General features: G+C 74.1%; 16 protein-coding genes. 5 read left to right on the top strand and 11 right to left on the bottom strand.

The window, feature by feature from the left end; genetic code table 11:
* Positions 1 to 21: 21 nt before the first annotated feature.
* The 6 genes from manA to ABZ862_RS21025 form a co-directional block, all read right to left on the bottom strand.
* The gene (gene manA / locus ABZ862_RS21050; RefSeq protein ID WP_360960193.1) at positions 22 to 1,173 is read right to left on the bottom strand and encodes a mannose-6-phosphate isomerase, class I; all 1,152 of its coding nucleotides are present in this window, start codon (positions 1,171 to 1,173) and stop codon (positions 22 to 24) included.
* A 187-nt stretch (positions 1,174 to 1,360) separates the two neighbouring features.
* Positions 1,361 to 2,494, bottom strand: coding sequence for an SIS domain-containing protein (locus tag ABZ862_RS21045; RefSeq protein ID WP_360960191.1), 1,134 nt, complete (start codon positions 2,492 to 2,494; stop codon positions 1,361 to 1,363).
* Positions 2,495 to 2,564: 70 nt separating this feature from the next.
* Positions 2,565 to 2,735, bottom strand: coding sequence for a Trm112 family protein (locus tag ABZ862_RS21040; RefSeq protein WP_360960189.1), 171 nt, complete (start codon positions 2,733 to 2,735; stop codon positions 2,565 to 2,567).
* A 258-nt stretch (positions 2,736 to 2,993) separates the two neighbouring features.
* Positions 2,994 to 4,358, bottom strand: a complete 1,365-nt coding sequence (locus ABZ862_RS21035; protein WP_360960187.1) for a phosphomannomutase/phosphoglucomutase — start codon at positions 4,356 to 4,358, stop codon at positions 2,994 to 2,996.
* A gap of 217 nt (positions 4,359 to 4,575) precedes the next feature.
* On the bottom strand, positions 4,576 to 6,192 hold the full coding sequence (locus ABZ862_RS21030; RefSeq protein ID WP_360960185.1) for an L-lactate permease: 1,617 nt from the start codon (positions 6,190 to 6,192) through the stop codon (positions 4,576 to 4,578).
* A 236-nt stretch (positions 6,193 to 6,428) separates the two neighbouring features.
* Positions 6,429 to 6,848 (bottom strand): DUF3499 domain-containing protein, encoded by a 420-nt coding sequence (locus ABZ862_RS21025; RefSeq protein WP_360960184.1) that lies wholly within the window; start codon positions 6,846 to 6,848, stop codon positions 6,429 to 6,431.
* Positions 6,849 to 7,245: 397 nt separating this feature from the next.
* Here ABZ862_RS21025 and ABZ862_RS21020 point away from each other — a divergent pair, with 397 nt between their 5' ends.
* Positions 7,246 to 7,695 (top strand): metallopeptidase family protein, encoded by a 450-nt coding sequence (locus ABZ862_RS21020; RefSeq protein ID WP_360960220.1) that lies wholly within the window; start codon positions 7,246 to 7,248, stop codon positions 7,693 to 7,695.
* Positions 7,696 to 7,906: 211 nt separating this feature from the next.
* Here the strand turns inward: ABZ862_RS21020 and ABZ862_RS21015 are convergent, their stop codons facing one another.
* From ABZ862_RS21015 to ABZ862_RS21005, 3 genes are all read right to left on the bottom strand, one after another.
* Positions 7,907 to 9,415 (bottom strand): DUF5719 family protein, encoded by a 1,509-nt coding sequence (locus tag ABZ862_RS21015; protein WP_360960183.1) that lies wholly within the window; start codon positions 9,413 to 9,415, stop codon positions 7,907 to 7,909.
* The gene (locus tag ABZ862_RS21010; RefSeq protein ID WP_360960181.1) at positions 9,412 to 13,203 is read right to left on the bottom strand and encodes a glycosyltransferase; all 3,792 of its coding nucleotides are present in this window, start codon (positions 13,201 to 13,203) and stop codon (positions 9,412 to 9,414) included. Before ABZ862_RS21010 ends, ABZ862_RS21015 begins: the two co-directional genes overlap by 4 nt.
* Positions 13,204 to 13,421: 218 nt before the next feature.
* Positions 13,422 to 13,685, bottom strand: coding sequence for a WhiB family transcriptional regulator (locus ABZ862_RS21005; RefSeq protein ID WP_003975777.1), 264 nt, complete (start codon positions 13,683 to 13,685; stop codon positions 13,422 to 13,424).
* A gap of 757 nt (positions 13,686 to 14,442) precedes the next feature.
* On the opposite strand from ABZ862_RS21005, the gene ABZ862_RS21000 reads away from it, so the two are divergent.
* The 4 genes from ABZ862_RS21000 to ABZ862_RS20985 all read left to right on the top strand — a co-directional run bounded on the left by ABZ862_RS21000 (position 14,443) and on the right by ABZ862_RS20985 (position 18,472).
* Positions 14,443 to 14,985, top strand: a complete 543-nt coding sequence (locus ABZ862_RS21000) for a cysteine dioxygenase family protein (protein WP_360960179.1) — start codon at positions 14,443 to 14,445, stop codon at positions 14,983 to 14,985.
* A gap of 33 nt (positions 14,986 to 15,018) precedes the next feature.
* Entirely contained in the window at positions 15,019 to 15,978 is a 960-nt protein-coding gene (gene cofD, locus ABZ862_RS20995) for a 2-phospho-L-lactate transferase (RefSeq protein ID WP_360960177.1), read from the top strand.
* A complete protein-coding gene (locus ABZ862_RS20990; RefSeq protein ID WP_360960176.1) occupies positions 15,975 to 17,303 on the top strand; it encodes a coenzyme F420-0:L-glutamate ligase in 1,329 nt (442 codons plus the stop codon). The genes cofD and ABZ862_RS20990 overlap by 4 nt, the downstream gene beginning before the upstream one ends.
* 179 nt (positions 17,304 to 17,482) lie before the next feature.
* Positions 17,483 to 18,472 carry a DNA-3-methyladenine glycosylase 2 family protein gene (locus ABZ862_RS20985; RefSeq protein WP_360960174.1) on the top strand — a complete coding sequence of 330 codons (990 nt, stop codon included), beginning with the start codon at positions 17,483 to 17,485 and terminating at the stop codon, positions 18,470 to 18,472.
* A 154-nt stretch (positions 18,473 to 18,626) separates the two neighbouring features.
* Here ABZ862_RS20985 and ABZ862_RS20980 read toward each other — a convergent pair whose 3' ends face one another.
* Complete coding sequence (locus ABZ862_RS20980) at positions 18,627 to 19,709, bottom strand: NDP-sugar synthase (RefSeq protein WP_360960172.1); 1,083 nt, start codon at positions 19,707 to 19,709, stop codon at positions 18,627 to 18,629.
* A gap of 201 nt (positions 19,710 to 19,910) precedes the next feature.
* Complete coding sequence (locus tag ABZ862_RS20975) at positions 19,911 to 21,326, bottom strand: peptidoglycan recognition protein (RefSeq protein ID WP_360960171.1); 1,416 nt, start codon at positions 21,324 to 21,326, stop codon at positions 19,911 to 19,913.
* Positions 21,327 to 21,388: the final 62 nt, after the last annotated feature.

Below are 21,388 nucleotides of genomic sequence, written 5' to 3'. Positions count from 1 at the left end.
CCGGGCGCACCGCCGGGCCGGTCAGACGACGACGGTGGACCGGAAGACCGTGCCGGTGCCGGACACCACGGCCGTCTCGCCCGCGGGGACGAAGACCGACTGCCCCGGGGTCAGCTCGTGCTCACCGGCGCGGACGGTGCCCGCCGTACAGAGCAGGATCTGCGGGGCCTCGCGGGTCAGCTCGCGCGGGCCGGCGACCTCGGTCAGGACGTAGCGGGAGAGCCGGAACTCGTCGATCGGGGTGTCGTAGACCTCCTCGCCGTCCGGGGATGCCTCCGGGCGCAGGACGCCGGGGTCGGTCGGCTCGAAGCGGACGACGTGCAGGAGTTCGGGGACGTCGACGTGCTTGGGGGTCAGGCCGCAGCGCAGCACGTTGTCCGAGGTGGCCATGATCTCGACGGCGAGGCCTTCGAGGTAGGCGTGCGGGATGCCGGCGCCGAGGAACATCCCCTCGCCCGGCTGGAGCCGGACGTGGTTGAGGAGCATGCCGGCGATCACGCCGGGGTCGCCGGGGTAGTGGCGGGCGATGCCGGCGTACACCTCGTAGTCGCCGCCGAGACGGGCACAGACGGCCGCGGTCTCGGCGACGGTGCGGGCCATGTCCTCCGGGTCGGCGGTGAGGACCGCCGTGAGCACCTCGCGCAGGGCGGCCTCGGCGGGGTGGGCGTGCAGCAGGTCGACGTACGGCTTGAGGGAGTCGACGCCGAGGCCGTCGAGCAGTCCGGCGGCGGCGAGCGGGTCGCGGAAGCCGCACAGTCCGTCGAACGGGGTGAGCGCGCAGATCAGCTCGGGCTTGTGGTTGGCGTCCTTGTAGTTGCGCTCGGGCGCGTCCACGGGGATGCCGCGGCGCTCCTCGTCCTCGAAACCGCGCTTCGCCTCGTCGAGGGTGGGGTGGACCTGGAGCGAGAGCGGGGCGGCCGCGGCGAGGATCTTGAGGAGGAACGGCAGCCGCGGGCCGAACTTCGCGACGGCGGCCGTGCCGAGCTCGCGCCGCGGGTCGGCGCCGATGACCTCGGCGAGCGTGCCGCGTCCGGTGCGCGAGGGGGCGCCGGGATGGTCGCCCATCCACATCTCCGCCTGCGGCTCGCCGCTCGGCTCGGCGCCGAGGAGGCCGGGGATGGCTGTGGTGGATCCCCAGGCGTAGGGGCGGACGGTGTTGTCGAGGCGGTCCATCAGTTCTCTCTACGGTTCTCTCGGTGGTTCTCTCCGTACGCGGAGCGGGTGCGCTCCGTGTACGGCCTCCCGGGCGCGGGAGTCGGGCGGCAGGATGCGGGGGCCGGCCTGCGGGCCGCGGGGGTCGTGCTGCCGGGGCCGGTGGCCGGCCTGCGGGATCCCGGGGTCTGGGGGCGGACGGTCGGGGTCATGATCGCGCCCCGGAGGCGAGCGCCAGGTAAACGGCGGCGAAATCCGTGACGGCGATCAGTTCGGCGAGGGTCTCCAGCTCGCCGCCGGTCTCCGGCTCGAGCTCGCTGATCGGCGTGTCATGGCCGAGGGCCAGGTCACGGGCGGCCGGCGCGGCGCTGAGGCCGTTGATCGGACGGTCACGCAGGAGCACCACGCGCGCGTGCAGTGCGGGGGGTTCCTCGACGCGGTCGCGGAAGAAGTCGTCGGGGTCGGCGCCGGCGGCGAGCGGACCGGCGAGCAGGGTGCGGTGCGCGGCGAGTGCGAGGGGGAGTTCCTCGACGAGTGCGGGGCGGCCGGCGAGTTCGGCGAGGGCCGCGGCGAAACGGCGCCCGGCGGGAGCGGCCGAGGTGCCCTCCGTCCAGATCACCGGAAGTGCGTCGGCGAGTTCGGCGGCGAGGGTCTTGGCGGGGTTGCTGTAGGTCACGACGGCGGGGCCGCAGCGCTCGGCGATCTGGTCGAGCCGGTCCGCGGCCTTCTCGAGCGCCTCGGGCGGCGCGGTGAGCAGGCCGATGCGGTCGAGGAGGGCGAGCAGCGGGGTCAGCAACGCCCACAGCACGCCCGGCGAGGACGCGGCCACGGGTTCGTCCTGGTCGTACGGTGCGGTCGCCATCGGTACGAACAGTCCGTGGGCGGCGTCGACGGCGTCGGCGAGGGGGGTGCGGGCCGGGGCCACGGCGGCGACCGTGCAACCGCGCCGGTACGCCTGCTCGGCGAGCAGGCACAGGCTGGGTTCGGCACCGTCGGGGGTGGCGATCAGGAGCAGGTCGACCGAACCCGCCCAACCCGGCAGCTCCCAGCGCAGGGCGCCGGACACGGAGGCGACTCCGGTCGCTGACAGCCGGGTCACCGGGCTGCCCGCACCGGCCAGGGTGCCGAGCAGGTCGGCCGCGTGGGTGGCGGCGGCGCCGGGGCCCGCGATCAGGACGGCGCGCGGACGGCCGTCCGGCTTGAGGTCGCCGATCCCGGCCTCGGCGGCGTGCCGGGCTGCCGTGCGGACACGGGCACCCGCCTCCGCGGCGCCCCGCAGCAGACCGCGTCGGTCCGCCTCGGCGAGTGCCTCGGGAGCGTCGAGCAGCGATTCGTCGAGCATGGGCGGCAGTCTCCGATCGCGGGGTGTTCGTCGGTGGGTGACGCCGTCACGCTGGGCGCTCGGGCCTCGGTCAGGCGGGGTGACGGGCCTCGTCGACCAGCAGGACGGGGATGCCGTCGCGGACGGGATAGGCGAGGCCGCAGTCCTGGCCGGTGCAGACCAGTTCGTCCTCCTGCTCCTGGAGGGGGGCGTGGCACGCCGGGCAGGCGAGGATCTCCAGGAGACCGGCTTCTAGCGGCATGTCGTGTCCCTTCGGGGCGGGGTGTTTTCGCGGGGGTGAGTGTGCTCAGCGTAACCGCTGCGCTGGGCTGGGGGCGGCGATCGGGGCGGTGCCCCTGGGCCCCGTTGGAGGCTCCGCCCCTGCGCTCCCGTTCCAGGGGGCGCTGCCCCCTGGACCCCCTGGCCTTTGCCCACCCACCACCCGACTCGGTAAGTGACACGGGCCCCCTTCCAGCCCACCGAGACGGGTGGGTGGGTGGGTGGTGCCCCCGGCAAGGGGTCAGGCGCGGATGAGCGCCAGGACCTCGTCGCGTACGGAGGCCATCGTCTCCGGGTCCGCCGCCTCCGCGTTCAGCCGCAGCAGCGGCTCCGTGTTGGAGGGCCGGACGTTGAACCACCAGTCGGCGGCGGAGACGGTGAGGCCGTCGAGCTCGTCGAGGGTGATCCCGGCCTTCCCCTCGTACGCGGAGCGGATCGCGGCGAGCCGTGCCCCCTGGTCGGCGACCGTGGAGTTGATCTCACCGGATCCGGTGTACCGGTCGTACTGCTCGACCAGGGCCGACAGCGTGCCGTCCTGCCCGCCGAGCGCCGCGAGGACGTGCAGGGCGGCCAGCATGCCGGTGTCGGCGTTCCAGAAGTCCTTGAAGTAGTAGTGCGCGGAGTGCTCACCGCCGAAGATGGCACCGGTGCGGGCCATCTCCGCCTTGATGAAGGAGTGGCCGACGCGGGTGCGCACGGGGGTGCCGCCGCACTCCTTCACGACCTCCGGGACCGAGCGCGACGTGATGAGGTTGTGGATGATCATGCCGTGGCCGCCGTTCCTGGCCAGCTCGCGGGAGGCGACCAGCGCCGTGATGGCGGACGGCGGGACGGGGGCGCCGTTCTCGTCGACGACGAAGCAGCGGTCGGCGTCCCCGTCGAAGGCGAGACCGAGGTCGGCGTCCTCCTCGCGGACGCGCTTCTGCAGGTCGACGAGGTTGGCGGGGTCGAGGGGGTTGGCCTCGTGGTTGGGGAAGGTGCCGTCGAGCTCGAAGTACATCGGGACGACGGTCAGGGGCAGGCCCGCGAGCACCGTGGGAACGGTGTGGCCGCCCATGCCGTTGCCCGCGTCCACGACGACCTTCAGGGGCCGGATCGAGGTCAGGTCGACGAGCGAGCGCAGGTGGGCCGCGTAGTCCTCCAGCGTGTCACGCCGGGAGACGGTTCCCCGCCCGGCGACCGGTCCGGGGGCGCCCGAGTCCAGCCAGCGCTCGACCAGTTCGCGGATCTCGGTGAGACCGGTGTCCTGGCCGACCGGGGCGGCACCGGCACGGCACATCTTGATGCCGTTGTAGCGGGCCGGGTTGTGCGAGGCGGTGAACATGGCGCCCGGCAGGTCCAGCGCGCCCGAGGCGTAGTACAGCTGGTCGGTGGAGCACAGGCCGATCTCGGTGACGTCGGCGCCGTGGGCCGCCGCCCCGCGCGCGAACGCGGCCGACAGAGCGGGCGACGAGGGGCGCATGTCGTGGCCGGTCACGACGGCGGTCGCGCCGGTCACCCGGGCGAAGGCCGCCCCGAAGAGTTCGGCCAGTGACTCGTCCCACTGGTCCGGGACGACTCCGCGCACGTCGTACGCCTTGACGATCTGAGTCAGATCAGCAGCCACGGCCAACCCTCCTGAAAGTTCTCTAGGTCGCCCCAAACTACCCGTCGCGGCGGGCTGCCCGACGCACGGCGACGGGGCCGGCCACACACCTTTACGTGATACGTACGTACGTTTACCCGATTCGTACCCACGCTCCGGCGCGCACCCCGGCGTGCCAGGTGGAAGCCGGGTACACGCGGGTCACCCACGCGCCGGGCCCGGGGCGGCGTCGCCCGGCTCAGGGCAGCATCCAGTCCAGTACCGGCGAACTCTGGCCGACCACGATCAGGCACATCGCCAGCAGCAGTCCGATGCTCCACGGCAGCACCTTGCGCAGTACGTCGCCCTCGCGGCCCGCGAGCCCGACGGCGGCGCACGCGATGACCAGATTCTGCGGCGAGATCATCTTGCCGAGGACACCCCCGGAGCTGTTGGCGGCGGCGAGCAGGTCGGGCGGGAGTCCCGACTCGTGGGCCGCGCTCACCTGGAGTGCCCCGAACAGCGCGTTGGCCGAGGTGTCCGAGCCGGAGACGGCCACCCCGAACCAGCCGAGCACCGGCGACAGGAAGGCCAGGCCCGCTCCGGCCGCCGCCACGCAGTGGCCGATGGTGGCGGCCTGCCCGGAGAGGTTCATGACATAGGCGAGGGCGAGCACGGAGGTCACCGTCAGGATCGCGAAGCGCAGTTCGCGCACGGTGGCCACCCATTCCGTGACCGCCACGCGCGCGGGCACGCCCAGCACGGCGGCCGTGCAGATCCCGGCGAGCAGCACGAGCGTGCCGCCGGTGGCCACGACCGGCCAGGTGAAGACGTTGCCGCCGACCGGCTTGCCCGCGGGGTTCACGACGTCCAGGAAGGGCCAGTCGTACGTTCGGGTGGCGTGCGCGAGCCAGTCCTTGACGGCGGGGATCTGGGCGGTCGAGAAGATCGCGACGATGAGGGCGTACGGGGCGTAGGCGCGCAGCACCTCGGGGCGCGGGTCCTCGGTGTCCAGGTCCTCGCTGCGCACCCCGGTCAGCACGGCGGCGCGGACGGGCTCGGCGGCCGGCACGCGCGTCTGCGGCACGGCGACCAGGGCGGCCGCTCCGGCCAGCGACGCGCCGATGTCGGCGAGTTGCGGGGAGACGTAGTTGGAGGCGGCGAACTGGGCGGCGGCGAAGGCCGTTCCGCACACCAGGGCGGGCACCCAGGTCTCGCGCAGTCCGCGCCGCCCGTCCACGATCCACACCAGCACCAGCGGTACGACCAGGGCCAGCAGCGGTGTCTGACGGCCCACCACGGAGGCGACGGTGTCCAGCGGAAGCCCCGTCACCTGGGCGAGGGTGACGACGGGGGTGCCCATGGCGCCGAAGGCCACGGGCGCGGTGTTGGCGACCAGGGCGACGACGGCGGCGCGGACCGGGTCGAAGCCGAGCGCGACGAGCATCACCGAGCAGATCGCGACCGGCGCGCCGAACCCGGCGAGTGCCTCCAGGAGCGCGCCGAAGCAGAAGGCGATGACCAGGGCCTGTACGCGCGGGTCGTCGGACAGCCGTCCGAAGGAGCGGCGCAGGACATCGAAGTGGCGGGTGCGGACGGTCATCCGGTAGACCCACAGGGCGTTGACGACGATCCAGAGGATGGGGAACAGGCCGAAAGCAGCCCCCTGAGCAGCGCTGGAGAGCGTCTGACCGAGGGGCATGTGGTAGGCGAGGCGTGCGACCAGGACGGCCGCGAGGAGGCCCGTGAGCCCCGCGAGGTGGGCCTTGGTCCGGACGCCGCCGAGCAGGACGAGGACGATCAGCAGCGGCAGGGCCGCGACGAGGGCGGACAGGCCGAGCGAGTCGGCGACGGGTTCCAGTTCCTGGACGTACACGGGTGCCTCCCGGACTCCGGGGATTCCGCCATACGGAAATCCCTTTCCCGCAAGCTGCCGAGAATGGTCGTGTCCGCGACAAGCGCACGTCAATGGGCGTGCACCCTCGGACGGCCTGCGGCGGGTCCGGTGACGTCGGTCCGGAACGGGTCCTCACCCGCGGGAAACGGGAGAGGGGCGGCGCAACCGGCCGCCGCCCCTGTGCTGAAAGGTTTCGCGCGAGAACGGTCTCGCGCTCAGTTGTCCGGCGAGCGCAGCACCCTCAGATGCCCGCGCCGCGCGACCTCCATCGGATCGGCCCCGCGACCGCCGCCCGCCTGGGCGGCCCGCTCCTGCGGGCGCGCCGCCTCACGCACGGCGTTGGCGAGTGCCTCCAGGTCGTCACCGCTGGGCCGGGCCGGGGCCGAGCTGTCCAGCAGCCGGACGACCTCCCAGCCGCGCGGTGCGGTGAGCCGCTCGGAATGCTCGGCGCAGAGGTCGTAGCAGTGGGGTTCGGCATAGGTGGCGAGCGGGCCGAGGACCGCGGTCGAGTCGGCGTAGACGTACGTCAGCGTCGCGACGGCGGGTCGGCCGCAGGCGGTGCGCGAACAGCGACGTACAGGGCTCACGACGTTGGACGGTACCGCACTCTTGAGCGGGCCGCGACGACTCTCCACCAGGTCACTCCACCGTGTCGTGGCGTGAAGGGCCCCATGCGCCCCTCCGGACATGACCATGGTGACCTGCCGGGGCGTTCCCCGCGAGGGCGCGTACCGTACCGAATCCGGTCAGCACCCGGCACAAACGGCGTCAATTGAGCAGAGAACGACGGGTCCGAACGGGTACAGGATCAAGCCATATCTTGGCCGGAACGGTCATCCCGCGACATGCCTGCGGCACGCCTTGCGACATGCCTTGCGACAGACCCGCAGCAGGTGCCGGCCGCCCCGGTCCCGCGTTCCGGCGGGGCGCCCGCACCGCTCCGCCCGGACGGCGCGCCGGCCTGTCCGGCGACGCGGCGGCCGGGACCGTCCCGGGCACGCCACGCGCTCGGGGGACTACTCTTCAGCGGTGATGGACACTCCCGTACCGCCCCGTGGCACCGGCCCCGGGCCCCGGCGCCGTGACCGCCACGGCCGGGGCATGCGCGGACCGATCGCGCCCCCGCAGGTGCCCCTCGCCGCCAGCCGCGCCGAGGTGTTCACCGACCTGGTGCAGGACTCCCTGGACCGGCTCGAACGGCGCTGGCCGCAGCTCGCCGACATCGACTTCCTGGTGCTCGAGGTGCCGGGTCCCGGCGAATCCGCCGGACGGTGGAACGACGAGGCGGTACCGCTCGGCGACACGTTCCCCGCTCAGGACGGTCGCCGCGCACGGGTCGTCGTCTACCGGCGGCCCGTCGAGATCCGCACCAAGGGACGCGACGAGCGCGCGGCCCTGGTGCACGACATCGTCGTCGAGCAGGTCGCCGACCTCCTCGGACTCACCCCGGAGACGGTGGACCCCCGCTACGGCGAGGACTGATCCCGGGCCCCGTCCCGGGCCGTCCGCCGGACGTGCCACCCCGTGGGACCGCGCCTTCGGCACCCGCCCCCGGCCTGCCGGCCACGGCGCCACCCTCGCTCACCGCCTCCCCGACGGCGGGCGCCACCGGACCACCGTCCGGGTCCCCGACGTGCCGGGGACCGGGGACCGCGTCCTCGGCCGACGGGGTCACGGAGCACCGACGGGCCCTCTACTTCTGGAGCACCGACAGGTCCTCGTCCGTCCGGGGGACCGACACCATGCCGCGGTCGTCGGGGAGCGTCTGCACGGTGAAGCCCGGCACGCCCTCCTCCGTCACCGCGAGGGTGCGTGCCGCGTACACCGGGCCGCCCGACACGCGCTCCACGGTGAGGGCGTACGTGCCCTTCAGGCCGCTCGGCACCGGCGCGTCGACGTCCTGGGCGGTGCCCGCCTTGACCGTGTACGTCTTGGTGACCGCCGTACCGCCCTCGCTGCCCGCCGACGCGGTGACCTTGACGGTCGCGGCGGCCCCGGGCGCGGCCAGCGACAGGGTGGTGCCCTTGCCGCTGTTGTCGGCGGCCGTCGCGCGCGTGCCGACCGGCGCGGCGGCCGGGACGAACGCCGTCTCCTGCCTGGTGCCCGTGCCCCGTACGACCTTCAGCGCGGCCACCACCGGGACGGAGGAGTCGCTCGCCGTCAGCACCAGGGAGCCCGCCTCGCCACGGGTGACCTCGCCGAGGTCGACGGCGGTGGTCACGCCCGCCTTCACGTGCAGGGTCTCGTTGCCGGCCGGGGTGATCTGCCCGTCGGGCGAGGCGAGCCGCAGTTTCAGGTCCGCATCGGTGTCACCGGGCGTGAAGGCGATCAGGCGCACGTCGGTGGCGTCCTTGGGAATGCCCGGCAGCACCAGGCTGCCCGCCGGGTCAGCGGCCGCCGCCAGCCAGTCACCGCCCGCCTTGGCGTCCAGCGCCTGCACCGCGGCACCGACCCGGCCGCTGCGCACCCCGACGTGCACGGTCAGGTCGGTCTGCTGCGTGTCGGAGAGCGTGGAGAGCAGGACCGCCTTGCTGCTGTGCGGTGCGACCGTGAGGCCCTCGCCCACCGTCGACTTGACCGCGCCGTCCTTGCCGTACAGCCCGATGTCCACGACGGCCGCCGAGTCGTCCGGGTTGGTGAGGTGCACGTAGTCCGTGCGGTCGGCGGAGGTGCTCGCGCCGGGGAACCAGAACTCGGTGTCCGGCGCCCCGCAGTTCACGCCCAGCAGACCCCGGCCGGTGCCCGCGGCGACCTCGGTGGTCTCCTGGACGGTCCAGCCGGGAGCGTACTTGCCCTCGGCGGTGCCGAGCAGCGCGGGAGAGTCGCCGCCCGAGGTGTCCCCGGTGGCCGGCTCGCCGGGGTCGGCGGGCTTCAGCACGGCCTTGGCCGTCGTCTGTTTCCCGCTCTTGCCCGTGCCGCTCGTGGCGCCGGTGCCGTCCGATTCCTCCGTCGCGGCCTGGAGCTGCGCCGTCCCGCCGGCCGTCGTGCCGTCGGTGACCGGCGTGAACGACGTGTACGTGGTGTCGGCGATGTCGGAGAGGCTGGGCGCCGGGCACAGCAGGCTCGTGCGCTCCACGGGGCGCCGGGCCGCCGCCCCGGCGGTCCCCGCGCCCGCCGCGTCCGGCGTGTTCAGCGCGGCGAACCCGGTGACGGCGGCCAGGGCGGCCGTCCCGGCGATGAGGGACAGGGTGGTGCGGTTCACTGCTGGCTCCCGTCGGGGTGCTCATTGCCGGTGCCGCGGTGCTGCTGCCGCGCCGGGTCGTACGCGGGGTCGTAGCCCTGCTCGTCGTAGCCCTGGTCGCCGTAACCCTGCTGGTAGGCCGGGTCGTACGCCGTCCCGTCGTAGCCGGCCGCCCCGGGCGCGCCGCCGTAGGTGTACGGGTCGTACGGACCGCCCTGGCCGTCCTGGCCGCTCTGGCCGTCCTGGTACGGGTCCTGCGCGTCCTGCCGGTATGTCTGGTCGTAGCCCCCCGCCGGGTACTGCTGCCCGGCGTTCGGGTACTGCCCGTCGTAACCCTGCTCGTCGTAACGCTGTTCGTCGTACCCCTGGTCGCCGTAGCCGGTGGCGTACTCGGCGTCCTGGTAGCCGCCGGTGTCCCAGTCGGCGTAGGACTGCTGCTGCGGGATCGCCGCCGGGGCCTCCTCCGGGGACTGCGGGGCGGCGTCCGGCGGGGTCTCCTGCGGATCGCCGTTCTCCTCGTCGTGGGCGGCCTCCGCCTCGGCCTGGGCGCGCAGCCGGCGGGCCCTGCGGCCCTCCCCGTCGGCGGCCTCGGCGGGCACGGGCTCCTCCTCGGGGAGGTCGTCGTCGTGGTCGCGGCGGCGGCCCGGCAGCGCGAGGACCACCAGGACCACGGCGAGCGCGCCCTGCGCCCAGTGCCAGCCGGTGTGGGTCAGCGGGGCGTCGTAGGCGACGTCCAGCCTGCCGCCCCCGGCGGGCAGCCGGAAGCCCTGCGCCCAGCCGTCGACCGTGGTGCGGGTGAGCGGCCTGCCGTCCAGGGTGGCGCTCCAGCCGTCGGCGGCGGTGTCGGCGATGCGCAGGACGCGGCCGCCGGCACCGGACGGGACGGTGGTGTGGATCTCGACGGGTCCGGCGGCGACGGCCTCGGGGGTGCCGGAGCCGTCGGCGGACACGATGGCCGCCCGGGACACCTCCTGGTCGACCCGCCACAGCCCGCTGCCGTTCTGCTGGCTCAGCCGTGACAGACCGGGGGTGGCGTCCAGCACACGGGTGATCTCGCGGGGCGCGCCCTTGTGGACGAGGACGTAACGCACCGCGAATCCGCCGAGTTCGTCGGCCTGGTCCGCGCCGGAGCCCGCGACCAGGTTGGCGACGACCTTGTCGAGCCTGGTGTTCTCGCCCTGCGCCGCGGCCAGTTCGGCGTCACCCAGCCGGGCGCCGGAGCCGCGGACCAGGGTGTAGCGCACGCGCGCGGTGGACGCGCTGTCGAGGACCAGGGTGCGGGCCTGGTCGCGGGTGCCGCTCTCCTCGGCGACGAACGCGGGCACCTGCACGGGGTCGCGCCGCTCCACCGGGCCGTCGGCGCCGCCCAGCATCCAGCCCGCGGCGACGAGCAGCGGGCCCGCGGCGGCCGCGAACGCGATCAGTGCGGCCACCGGCTGGCGCCAGCCGAAGCTCTGCTCGGCGACCCGCGCGCGTGCGCCGTCGGCGCCGAGCGTGGCGGCGGCCAGCAGGGCGAGGCCGTAGACGAGGGTGGCGGGGCCGGCCCAGGTGGAGGCGTTGGACAGGGCGGCGAAGACGAGGGCCACCAGGGCGGCGGCCCAGGCGGTCCGGATCGCCGCCTGGCGCTCGGAGCGCAGCAGCGCGCCCAGTGCGGCGAGCACCACCCCGATGAGCATCAGTCCGTCCACCGTGCCGGGGCCGCCGGGGCTCGCGCCGAGCAGGTCGAGGGCGGAGGCGGCCGAGGAGCCGAACTCCAGGCCCGCCTCCTTGAAGAAGCCCGTCGGCAGCAGGGTGAGCGACCAGGGGGCCAGCACCAGCAGCGGGGTGCCCAGCTGGGCGAGGAAGCGCAGTCCGTAGGCGGCGATCTCGCGGCGGCGCACGGCCAGCAGCGCGACGCCGAGTACCAGGGCGATGGGCCACACGATCGGCGTGAACGCGGTGGTGACGGTCAGCAGCAGCGCGTAGGCCCAGGTGGCGCGCCAGCTGCCGCGGGCGCCGGAGGAGTACGCCAGGCCGGCCGCGGCGACGCACGCGCGCGCGATGAGCGGCAGCAGGATCGCCAGCACGGCGGTGCCCAGACGGCCGCCCGCGAGGGCGCCGGTGGCGGCGGGCAGGAAGGCGTAGACGACGGCCGCCCAGGCGCGCAGGAGACGCGACTCGACGAGCGGCCTGGAGGCGAAGTACGCGGTGAGCCCGGCCAGCGGGACCGAGCAGACCATCAGCACGGTGATCGCCAGGCCCGTCGAGCCGAACAGCAGGGAGGCCAGCACGGCGACGATCGCCAGGTAGGGCGGCGCCGCCGGGCTGCCGCCCGCGCCCACCGGATGCCAGGCGTCCAGATAGCGCGACCACAGCTCGGAGGAGTCGGCCGGGGCGGGCAGCAGGGCGCCGCCCGAGAGCGCGCCGGAGCCCAGCAGGGTGCGGCAGGCGGCGAGCGAGACGAGCAGCAGCACCAGGAAGAGCACCGGGCCGGGCTTGCGGGCGATGCGCCTGAGGCGGGCGAACTGCTCGATCTCCAGGAAGTCCGCGTCGTCGCCGCCGGGGCCCGACTCGACCGCGCCGCCGTGCCGGCCGGCCGCGGCGGCCTCGGGGTCGGAGGTGCCGACGAGGTTGCCCGCGACCTGTTCGACGGTGGCCCGCACGGTCGCGCCGGGCGGCGGGAACAGCTGCCTCAGCTCGTCCTTGTCGATCTGCGGGCGTCCCCGGCTGCGCCGTCCCGCGACGATCCGCTCGGGGCGCAGCAGGGTGCCGACGAGGCCGCGGATCTCGTCGACGGCCTGTCCGGGGACCTTGCCGACGAGATAGGCGAGCGTGCGCGCCAGGGTGCCGACGACCAGCCGCAGCAGCACCCAGGGCAGCCTGCCGGTACGGGTGTTGACGAGCAGGGTGTAGACGGCGCCCGCCTTGTCGACCTTGTGCGGGGAGGCGACGCTGCGGCCCACGCAGTCGACGGTGCGGCGCTCCCGGGAGGCGGCCTCGGCGTGCCGTACGACGGCGTCGGGCGCGACGAGGACCCGGTGGCCCGCGCTGTGGGCGCGCCAGCACAGGTCGACGTCGTCGCGCATCAGGGGCAGCCGGCGGTCGAAGCCGCCGAGGTCCTCGTAGACGTCGCGGCGGATCAGCATGCCCGCGGTGGAGACGGACAGTACGGACCGGACGTGGTCGTGCTGGCCCTGGTCCTGTTCGCGGCGGTCCAGGCCGGTCCAGCGGCGGCCGGAGGAGGCGATGCTGACGCCGACCTCCAGCAGCTGGCGGCGGTCGTACCAGCCGCGCAGTTTCGGCCCTACGACGGCCACGTCGTCGCGGCCGAGTTCGAGCTCGTTCTCGACGACGCGCAGCAGTTCGGCCAGCGCGTCGGGTTCGGGGGCGCTGTCGTCGTGCAGCAGCCACAGCCACTGGATCGGCTCTCCGTGCGGGAGCTCCGGCATGTCGTAGGCGTCGTCGCGCCAGGAGCGGGTGACGGGGTCCCAGCTGCTGGGCCGCCTCAGGTACGGCAGGTCGTCGGGGGTGAGGAGGGGCGCGGTGCGGCTCGCCTCCTCGACGGCCTGGCCGAAGCCGGTGCGGCGGGCGAGGTGCAGGACCCGGTCGGCGCCGAGGGCGTCGGTGAGCAGCTGCGCGGACGCGTCGGCGCTGCCGGTGTCGGCCGCCGCCACGTACTGGACGGGGCGCTCCTGACCGAGCAGCCCCGCGAGCGCGTCGGGCAGCCAGCGGGCGCCGTCGTGGGAGACGAGCACCGCGGTCACCACATGACGCGGGAACTCAGGGGCGGCAGTGTGGTCTTGGACCGCCGTATGACTGTGCACGGACATCGAGGTACGGGCCCCGGTTCGTTGGACTGCGGTGGACGCCCGTGCCCGGTGGGGGCGGTGGGGCGTCTCGGACGAGCGCCCACACTATCGGCTGGCCACGACAACGGCCCGCCGCCTGTGGACAACCCACGCGCGACGGGCCGTTCGTGCCCGTTCCCGGGGGATCCGCTCGGATCCGGACAGGCCTGATGCCGGGAACACCCTGCTGAGCGCGGCGCTCAGACCGCGGCCTTCTTCAACCGTCGGCGCTCACGCTCGGACAGGCCGCCCCAGATGCCGAAGCGCTCGTCGTTGGCCAGGGCGTACTCGAGGCACTCCGAGCGGACCTCACAGGCGAGGCAGACCTTCTTGGCCTCGCGGGTGGAGCCGCCCTTCTCGGGGAAGAAGGACTCGGGATCGGTCTGGGCGCACAGCGCGCGCTCCTGCCAGCCGAGTTCTTCGTCCGCGTCGTCGACCAGCAGTTGCTGCACCAGCTCGGTCATGTGCGCCCCTCGTCTGTCTTCCGCGTCCCCGTGACGCCGCCGTTATCCGTGACGGCTGAACGACACGAGTGAAATTACAAGTGTGCTGCTCCGGGCGAGTCAAGCCGAGATCTGCTATTGGGCCCCTTATTCACTCTCCAGAACCAAGGCCACACAGAAAGTGTTCAAATCACCCTAAACCCTGGCACGCAGATGGGGACCCATGGGACCTTCCACCCCCGCACAGACCCTCGTACGGAGAAAGACGCCCTGGGGCTCGATCTCGTTCCGGCCGATTCCGACGCACGGTCCGGGGTGAGCCGGATCACGGTCGGATCACGGGATCGCAACGAGGGTTGGCGGGCCCGGATGTGCGCCATGTGTCCCGGCATCCCGCAGAGCAAACCTTTCGCCATTCAGATGAACCGGATGAGGTGAAACATCTCCCACCTTCCGCCCAGCAAGTTGACAGTGCGGGGTGTGAACCGATTCCCTGGTGGGCATGCTCGCGAACTCGGCACTCGCCCCGACCCGCCCCGCCGGGTCCCACGGTGCTGCCCGCGCTCGCTGTCTCTGTTGCTGTCGCCGCTCCGGCTGTTGAGCCCTTCCCGCTCCCGCCGTCGCTGAGTCCGGCACCTCCTCCGGTACGACCGCACCCGTATCCGTGGTCGTGCCCGCGGCTCGTCCCTCCGGCTCGTCCCTGTGGTCATGGCCGTGGCTGTGGCCCCGCTCCTCCCTCTTCTTCCTGCTTTCTCCTTCCGCGAGGAACCACCACCCCATGAACAGCGACAGCGACCTCCAGATCGCCGGCGACCTCCTCGAAGTCCCGCACCTGCTCCAGCCTCCGCGCGAACACCCCTCCACCGTCGCCGAGTTCGCCGGTCTCGCGCGTGCGATCGCCGCCGACCGCACCCGGTGGGCACACCTGGTCCGCTACGACGCCACCACCCGCTGGTACCACCGGCTGCGCGCCGTTCCCCAAGCTCTCGGCTCCGCTCGAGCAGGGGAGACCCCTATCGGGTACGAGGTGTGGCTGCTGTCCTGGGTGCCCGGCCAGGGCAGCGGGCGCCACGACCACGGCCGTTCCTCGGGCGTGCTGACCGTCCTGGAGGGCACGCTCACCGAGCACACCGCGCGCGGCACGCACGCGCTGGGAGCGGAGGCGCAGAAGGTGTTCGCGCCGGGCTACGTGCACGAGGTCGTCAACGACACGCTGGAGCCCGCGGTCAGCCTGCACATCTACTTCCCGGGCCTCACCGAGATGCCCATGCACCCGGCGGCCCCGCGCTGCGAGGCGCGCGCCGCCTCCACAGCCGCGTGACGGGTTGTCGTACCCGCCTGCGAGACTTGCCCCATGCGGATTGTGGTTCTGGCAGGCGGCATCGGTGGCGCACGGTTCCTGCGCGGTCTGAAGAGGGCCGTACCGGACGCCGACGTCACCGTCATCGGCAACACCGGCGACGACATCCACCTGTTCGGGCTGAAGGTCTGCCCGGACCTCGACACGGTGATGTACACACTGGGCGGCGGCATCGACGAGGAGCAGGGCTGGGGCAGGGCCGACGAGACCTTCCACCTCAAGGAGGAGCTCGGCGCGTACGGCGTCGGGCCGGAGTGGTTCGGGCTCGGTGACCGGGACTTCGCGACGCACATAGTGCGCACCCAGATGATCGGCGCCGGTTACCCGCTCAGCGCGGTCACCGAGGCGCTGTGCGACCGGTGGCGGCCGGGGGTGCGGCTCATCCCGATGACCGACGACCGCGTCGAGACGCATGTGGCGGTCGAGGTCGGCGGCGAGCGCAAGGCGGTGCACTTCCAGGAGTACTGGGTACGGCTGCGTGCCGCCGTGCCCGCCGAGGCGGTCGTGCCGGTCGGCGCCGACCAGGCCAAGCCGGCGCCGGGCGTGCTGGAGGCCGTCGCCGAGGCCGACGTCATTCTCTTCCCGCCCTCCAACCCGGTCGTGTCGATCGGCACGATCCTGGCGGTACCGGGCATCCGCGAGGCGATCGCGGAGGCCGGGGTGCCGGTCGTGGGGCTGTCCCCCATCGTCGGCGGCGCCCCCGTGCGCGGCATGGCCGACAAGGTCCTCGCCGCGGTCGGCGTGGAGTCCACGGCCGCGGCGGTCGCCGAGCACTACGGCTCCGGCCTGCTCGACGGCTGGCTCGTGGACACCGCGGACGCGGATGCCGTGGAGCGGGTCGAGGCGGCCGGGATCCGCTGCCGCGCGGTCCCGCTGATGATGACCGACACGGACGCCGCCGCGCGGATGGCCCACGAGGCGCTGGCGCTGGCGGAGGAGGTGCGGGGAGCGTGAACGGGGATCCGGCCGGGGACGGCGCGGCGCGCGGCGGGTTCCATGTCTGGGCCGTGGACGGGATGCCCGAGGTGACCGCGGGGGACGACCTCGCCAAGCTCATCGCCGCCGCCGAACCGGGGCTCGCGGACGGGGACGTCCTCCTCGTCACCTCCAAGATCGTGTCCAAGGCGGAGGGCCGGATCGTGCGGGCCGCCGACCGGGAGGCCGCGATCGACGCCGAGACCGTACGCGTGGTCGCACGGCGCGGGGCACTGCGCATCGTGGAGAACCGGCAGGGCCTCGTCATGGCCGCCGCAGGCGTCGACGCCTCCAACACCCCCGCCGGGACCGTGCTGCTGCTGCCCGAGGACCCCGACGCCTCGGCGCGCGCCGTCCGCGCCGGGCTGCGGGCCGCCCTCGGGGTCGACGTCGGGGTCGTCGTCACCGACACCTTCGGGCGGCCCTGGCGCTCCGGACTCACGGACGTCGCGATCGGCGCCGCCGGGGTGCGCGTCCTGGACGATCTGCGCGGCAGCACCGACGCGCACGGCAACCCGCTCGGCGCGACCGTCGTCGCCACCGCCGACGAACTCGCCGCCGCGGGCGACCTCGTCAAGGGCAAGGCCGACGGGCGGCCCGTCGCCGTCGTCCGGGGGCTGCCCCACGTGCTGACCGGCGACGACGGGCCCGGGGCGCGGGCCCTGGTACGCGACGCGCGCGACGACATGTTCCGGCTCGGCACCTCCGAGGCCGTCCGGGAGGCGGTGACCCGGCGGCGTACCGTCCGGGCCTTCACCGACGAGCCCGTCGACCCCGGCGCCGTACGGCGGGCGGTCGCCGCGGCGGTGACGGCACCCGCGCCGCACCACACCGCACCGTGGCGCTTCGTGCTGCTGGAGTCGCCCGGGGCACGGCTGCGGCTGCTCGACGCCATGCGCGACGCGTGGATCGCCGACCTGCGGCGGGACGGCAGGAGCGAGGAGTCCGTCGCCAGACGCGTGCGGCGCGGCGACGTGCTGCGCAACGCGCCGTATCTGGTCGTGCCCTGTCTGGTCATGGACGGCTCGCACCGGTACGGGGACGCGCGGCGGGACGCCGCCGAGCGGGAGATGTTCGTCGTCGCGACCGGGGCCGGCGTGCAGAACTTCCTCGTCGCGCTCGCCGGGGAGCGGCTGGGGTCGGCCTGGGTGTCGTCGACCATGTTCTGCCGGGACGTGGTGCGGGACGTGCTGGGGCTGCCGGCGGACTGGGATCCGATGGGGGCGGTGGCGGTCGGGCATCCGGCAGAGGAGCCGCGGGCCCGGGAGGAGCGGGGGGTGGAGGGGTTCGTCGTGGTGCGGTGAGACGCGGTGCGGGCGTCGCGGTGCGGTGCGGCCGTGCGTCGCGTCGCGGTGCGGGTGGGGCGGTGCGGGTGGGACGCCTAAGCTGCTGAGGGTTCCCTCCCCGGAATCCGTCGCGCAACTCCGTCGCCTGATCCAGTCGTCCGGTTCCGTCACCCACCTCTACCTCTGGGGCATCGTTCATGGCTGGTCGGTTCACACCTCGATCCCGGCCCGCGCCCGCCGTGCCCGCCGGAGTGCCCCGGCAGGGTGGTGAGGCTCCGGCGCGGGTGCGGACCTGGGTGCCCGAGGGAGCGCTCGACCTCCGTCTCGTCCTCGGGCCGTTGCGGCGCGGGCCCGCCGACCCCACGTTCCGGGCGATGCCCGACGGCTCCTTCTGGCGGGCCAGCCGCACCCCCGCCGGACCCGGCACGCTGCGCGTCTCGTCGTACGGCGGTGAGGTGCGCGGCGAGGCATGGGGGCCGGGGGCCGGGTGGCTGCTCGACGGGCTGCCGGAGCTGCTCGGCGCCGCCGACGATCCCTCCGCGTTCGTGCCCCGGCACAAGCTGCTGGCGCTGACCCGGCACCGGCGGCCCGGACTGCGGCTGACCCGGACCGGCCTGGTGCTGGAATCGCTGATCCCGACGGTCCTGGAGCAGAAGGTCACGACGGACGAGGCGTACCGGGCCTGGCGGCTGCTGGTGCGGAAGTTCGGGGAGCCCGCACCGGGGCCCGCGGCGGGCGGGCGGCTGTGGGTGATGCCGTCGGCCCGGACCTGGGCGCTGATCCCGTCCTGGGAGTGGCACCGGGCCGGGGTCGACGACAAGCGGGCCTCCACCGTGCTGCGGGCCGTGCGGGTCGCCGCGCGGCTGGAGGAGGCGGTGGGGATGTCTCCTTCCGCCGCACGGGCGCGGCTCGAGGTGGTGCCGGGGATCGGGCCGTGGACCTCGGCGGAGTGTGTGCAGCGGGCGCTGGGGGCGGCGGACGCGGTGACCACGGGGGATCTGCATCTGCCGGGGATCGTGGGGTGGGCGCTGGCCGGGGACCGTCACGCGGACGACTCCGTGATGCTGGAGCTGCTGGCGCCGTATGCCGGGCAGCGGCACCGCGCGGCCCGGCTGATTCTGCTCAGCGGGCGTACGCCGCCGCGCCGTGCTCCCCGGATGCCTGTCGGCGACATCCGGCGGTTGTGACGGAGCGCCCCGCGGGGCACGCGGTGAAGTGCGCGTCGAAGTCCGCCGTGAAGCGCGCCTGAAGTGCGCCTGGGGTGCGCCTGGGGTGTTCCGCCCCCGCCGGCCCACCCGCCGCCCGGCTCTCGGTCGGCCGGCGGGTGGGCGGCTCGAGGCGTTACCGGTCCGGGGAGAAGCGGACCGCTCCCGCCGGGATCCGGGCGTCGCACCAGATCCTGGCGCCCTCCCGCAGTTCGTTGTCCGCGCCGACGACCGCGCCGTCCCCGATCACCGTCCCCGTCAGGACCGCCCGTTCGCCCACCCGGGCCCTGGTGCCGATCAGGGAGTCGGTGATGACCGCCCCCGGTTCGATCACCGCCCCCGGCAGGATGGTGCTGCCGGACACCCGCGCGCCCTCCGCCACGAAGGCGCCCTCCCCCACCACCGTGCCGCCGGTGAGCTTGGCGTCGGGTGCGACCCTGGCCGTCGGCAGGATCAGCCGGTCGCCGCAGCGGCCCGGCACCGCCGGGGACGGCGCCCGGCCCAGTACCAGGTCGGCCGAGCCGCGTACGAAGGCGGCCGGGGTGCCCAGGTCGAGCCAGTAGGTGGAGTCGACCATGCCCTGGAGGTGGGCGCCCGCCGAGAGGAGGCCGGGGAAGGTCTCGCGTTCCACGGAGACGGGGCGGCCCACGGGGATGGTGTCGATGACCGAGCGGCGGAAGACGTACGCCCCCGCGTTGATCTGGTCGGTGACGATCTCCTCCGGGGTCTGCGGCTTCTCGAGGAAGGCGAGGACCCGGCCCGTCCCGTCCGTGGGGACCAGCCCGTAGGCGCGCGGGTCGGTCACCTGCGTCAGGTGCAGTGACACGTCCGCGCCGGTGGTCTCGTGTGTGGCGACCAGGCGGCGGATGTCCAGGCCGGTGAGGATGTCGCCGTTGAAGACGAGCACCGGGTCGTCCGGGCCCGAGTGGAGCCGGGAGGCCACGTTGCGGATCGCGCCGCCCGTGCCGAGGGGCTCCTCCTCCGTGACGTACTCGATGCGCAGGCCGAGCGACGAGCCGTCACCGAAGTACGGCTCGAAGATCTCCGCGAGATAGCTCGTCGCCAGCACGATGTGCTCCACGCCCGCCGCCCTCGCCCGCGCCAGCTGATGGGTGAGGAACGGCACTCCCGCCGCCCTGACCATCGGCTTCGGCGTGTGCACCGTGAGCGGACGCAGCCGGGTGCCCTGGCCGCCGACCAGGAGGATCGCTTCTGTCACCTGTCGTCTCTGCTTCCTGCCGGGACCGGCCGGACTCTCCGTCGGCCGGCCAGTGTATGCAGTCCGTCCGAGCGCGCCCTCGACGACGTGGCGGTGTCCCGTGCGGTGACCCGTACGGCGTCCGTGGTTTCCCCCCTCGGCGTCACGGCGTCCCCCTGTTCCCCCGACCGCCCCCCGACGGTGCTCCGGACATGCCCGGCCTCAGCGCCCCTGGTATCGGGCGGCACTGGAACGGGCGGTACCGAGCTTGCCGTAGAGCAGTCGCCCGGGGCAGTCGGTGCGGAACCCGTCGCGGTGGCCGGAGATCACCTTCAGTCGTACGTTCTTTCCTTTTCGGTACAGATTCCCACCCACGGATGTCAGATATGTGCTTCCGCGGGGATCGGCCCCGTAAAGACCGAGTTTCCACGCGGCGAGCCGGGCGACGGCCCGGACCGCCGCGGCGGGCGGTGCGGAGCGGCTGAACGTGCCGATCACCGCGATCCCCACGCTGTCGGTGTTGAATCCGCGGGTGTGGGCGCCGATGACCGCTTCGGTCACGCCCCCGGCGCGGCCCTCGTAGACGTTTCCGCACCTGTCGACGAGGAAGTTGTAGCCGATGTCCCGCCAGCCGCTGCTCACCACGTGGTAGCGGTGGATACTGCGGATGACGGACGGGGCCTGTGAGCAGCGGTAGGTGTTCCCGGATGCGGTGTGGTGCACGAAGGCGGCCTTGATCCGCCGACTGTAGGCGACCCCTTCCTCCCGCACCTTCTCGTCGGCGCCCCAGCCGCGCCGCGTGACGATGCGCGGGCGGGGGCCGATGTACGGCCTGGTGGCGGGGGCGCCGGCCGCCCGGCCCTCGCCGGGGTGCAGGGTCCTCGCCTCGGCGTCCGTCTGCTGCCGGGTCAGGGCGGGGAGGACCGCCCGGGACACCGCGGACGCCCGGCGGGCGGCGGCTCCGGTCCGGCCCCGGACGACCGGACCGAGCGGGGCGTTTTCCCGGCCCGGGTCCACCAGGTCCAGGCGCAGACCGGCCGGGAGGCGGACCGCGGCCGTCCCGGAGCTGCGCGTCCCGGCCGGTACGACGCGTGCGTCGACGCCGTCCGAGTCGCCCACCCACAGCGGTGCCGTGGAGCCGTGCGTCCGGCCCCGGGCGGTCTCGGAGGTGCCCGGGTCCGCGCCGTGGTCCTCGTTGTGGGTCTCCAGATCCTGCCAGCCGGTCCACTTCCCCGTGCCGGTCGTCCGGGTGCGGACCTGGACGCGGCCCTCCAGTCCGGCGTCCGGGTCGTCCCACACGACCCCGACGAGGGAGAAGGGCCGTACGCCGGCCCGGTGCAGCCGCGCCCCGCGGGCCGCGGCCCCGGCCCGGCCGCGGGTGTACGCGGCGGGAGGCAGCGGCAGCGACCGGGTGCTGCCGGGGACACCGGCCGTATCGGCTCCGCCCGGGGCATCGGCCGTATCCGCGCCGCCCGTGGTCGCCCGCGCGCGCCCGCCCCCGGTGGCGGCCGGTCGCTCCCCCGCCGAGACCGCCGGGACCGCCGGGGCCACCGGATCCGCCGAAGCGGGCGCGGTCAGCGGCAGGGCAAGGGCCGCCGTGCAGGCGACACCGACGGAAGAAGCAATCAATCCACGCATAACGGTGATCTTGCGCATAGTCATACACTTCTGTCCACAGCGCATCTGACGGCCCGTCGGTT

The organism is Streptomyces sp. NPDC047000 (assembly GCF_040644295.1).
GTDB lineage: Bacteria > Actinomycetota > Actinomycetes > Streptomycetales > Streptomycetaceae > Streptomyces.
Note: the sequence above shows the minus strand (reverse complement) of the source record. Positions and strands in the feature narration are given on the sequence as shown.

What these genes read in the sequence shown, in the direction of transcription:
- manA (WP_360960193.1), bottom strand. Translation starts at nt 1,173, where the DNA reads ATGGACCGCCTCGACAACACCGTCCGCCCCTACGCCTGGGGATCCACC.
- ABZ862_RS21020 (WP_360960220.1), top strand. Translation starts at nt 7,246, where the DNA reads ATGGACACTCCCGTACCGCCCCGTGGCACCGGCCCCGGGCCCCGGCGC.
- ABZ862_RS21010 (WP_360960181.1), bottom strand. Translation starts at nt 13,203, where the DNA reads ATGTCCGTGCACAGTCATACGGCGGTCCAAGACCACACTGCCGCCCCT.
- ABZ862_RS21000 (WP_360960179.1), top strand. Translation starts at nt 14,443, where the DNA reads ATGAACAGCGACAGCGACCTCCAGATCGCCGGCGACCTCCTCGAAGTC.
- ABZ862_RS20985 (WP_360960174.1), top strand. Translation starts at nt 17,483, where the DNA reads ATGGCTGGTCGGTTCACACCTCGATCCCGGCCCGCGCCCGCCGTGCCC.
- ABZ862_RS21005 (WP_003975777.1), bottom strand. Translation starts at nt 13,685, where the DNA reads ATGACCGAGCTGGTGCAGCAACTGCTGGTCGACGACGCGGACGAAGAA.
- ABZ862_RS21045 (WP_360960191.1), bottom strand. Translation starts at nt 2,494, where the DNA reads ATGCTCGACGAATCGCTGCTCGACGCTCCCGAGGCACTCGCCGAGGCG.
- ABZ862_RS21040 (WP_360960189.1), bottom strand. Translation starts at nt 2,735, where the DNA reads ATGCCGCTAGAAGCCGGTCTCCTGGAGATCCTCGCCTGCCCGGCGTGC.
- ABZ862_RS20975 (WP_360960171.1), bottom strand. Translation starts at nt 21,326, where the DNA reads ATGCGTGGATTGATTGCTTCTTCCGTCGGTGTCGCCTGCACGGCGGCC.
- cofD (WP_360960177.1), top strand. Translation starts at nt 15,019, where the DNA reads ATGCGGATTGTGGTTCTGGCAGGCGGCATCGGTGGCGCACGGTTCCTG.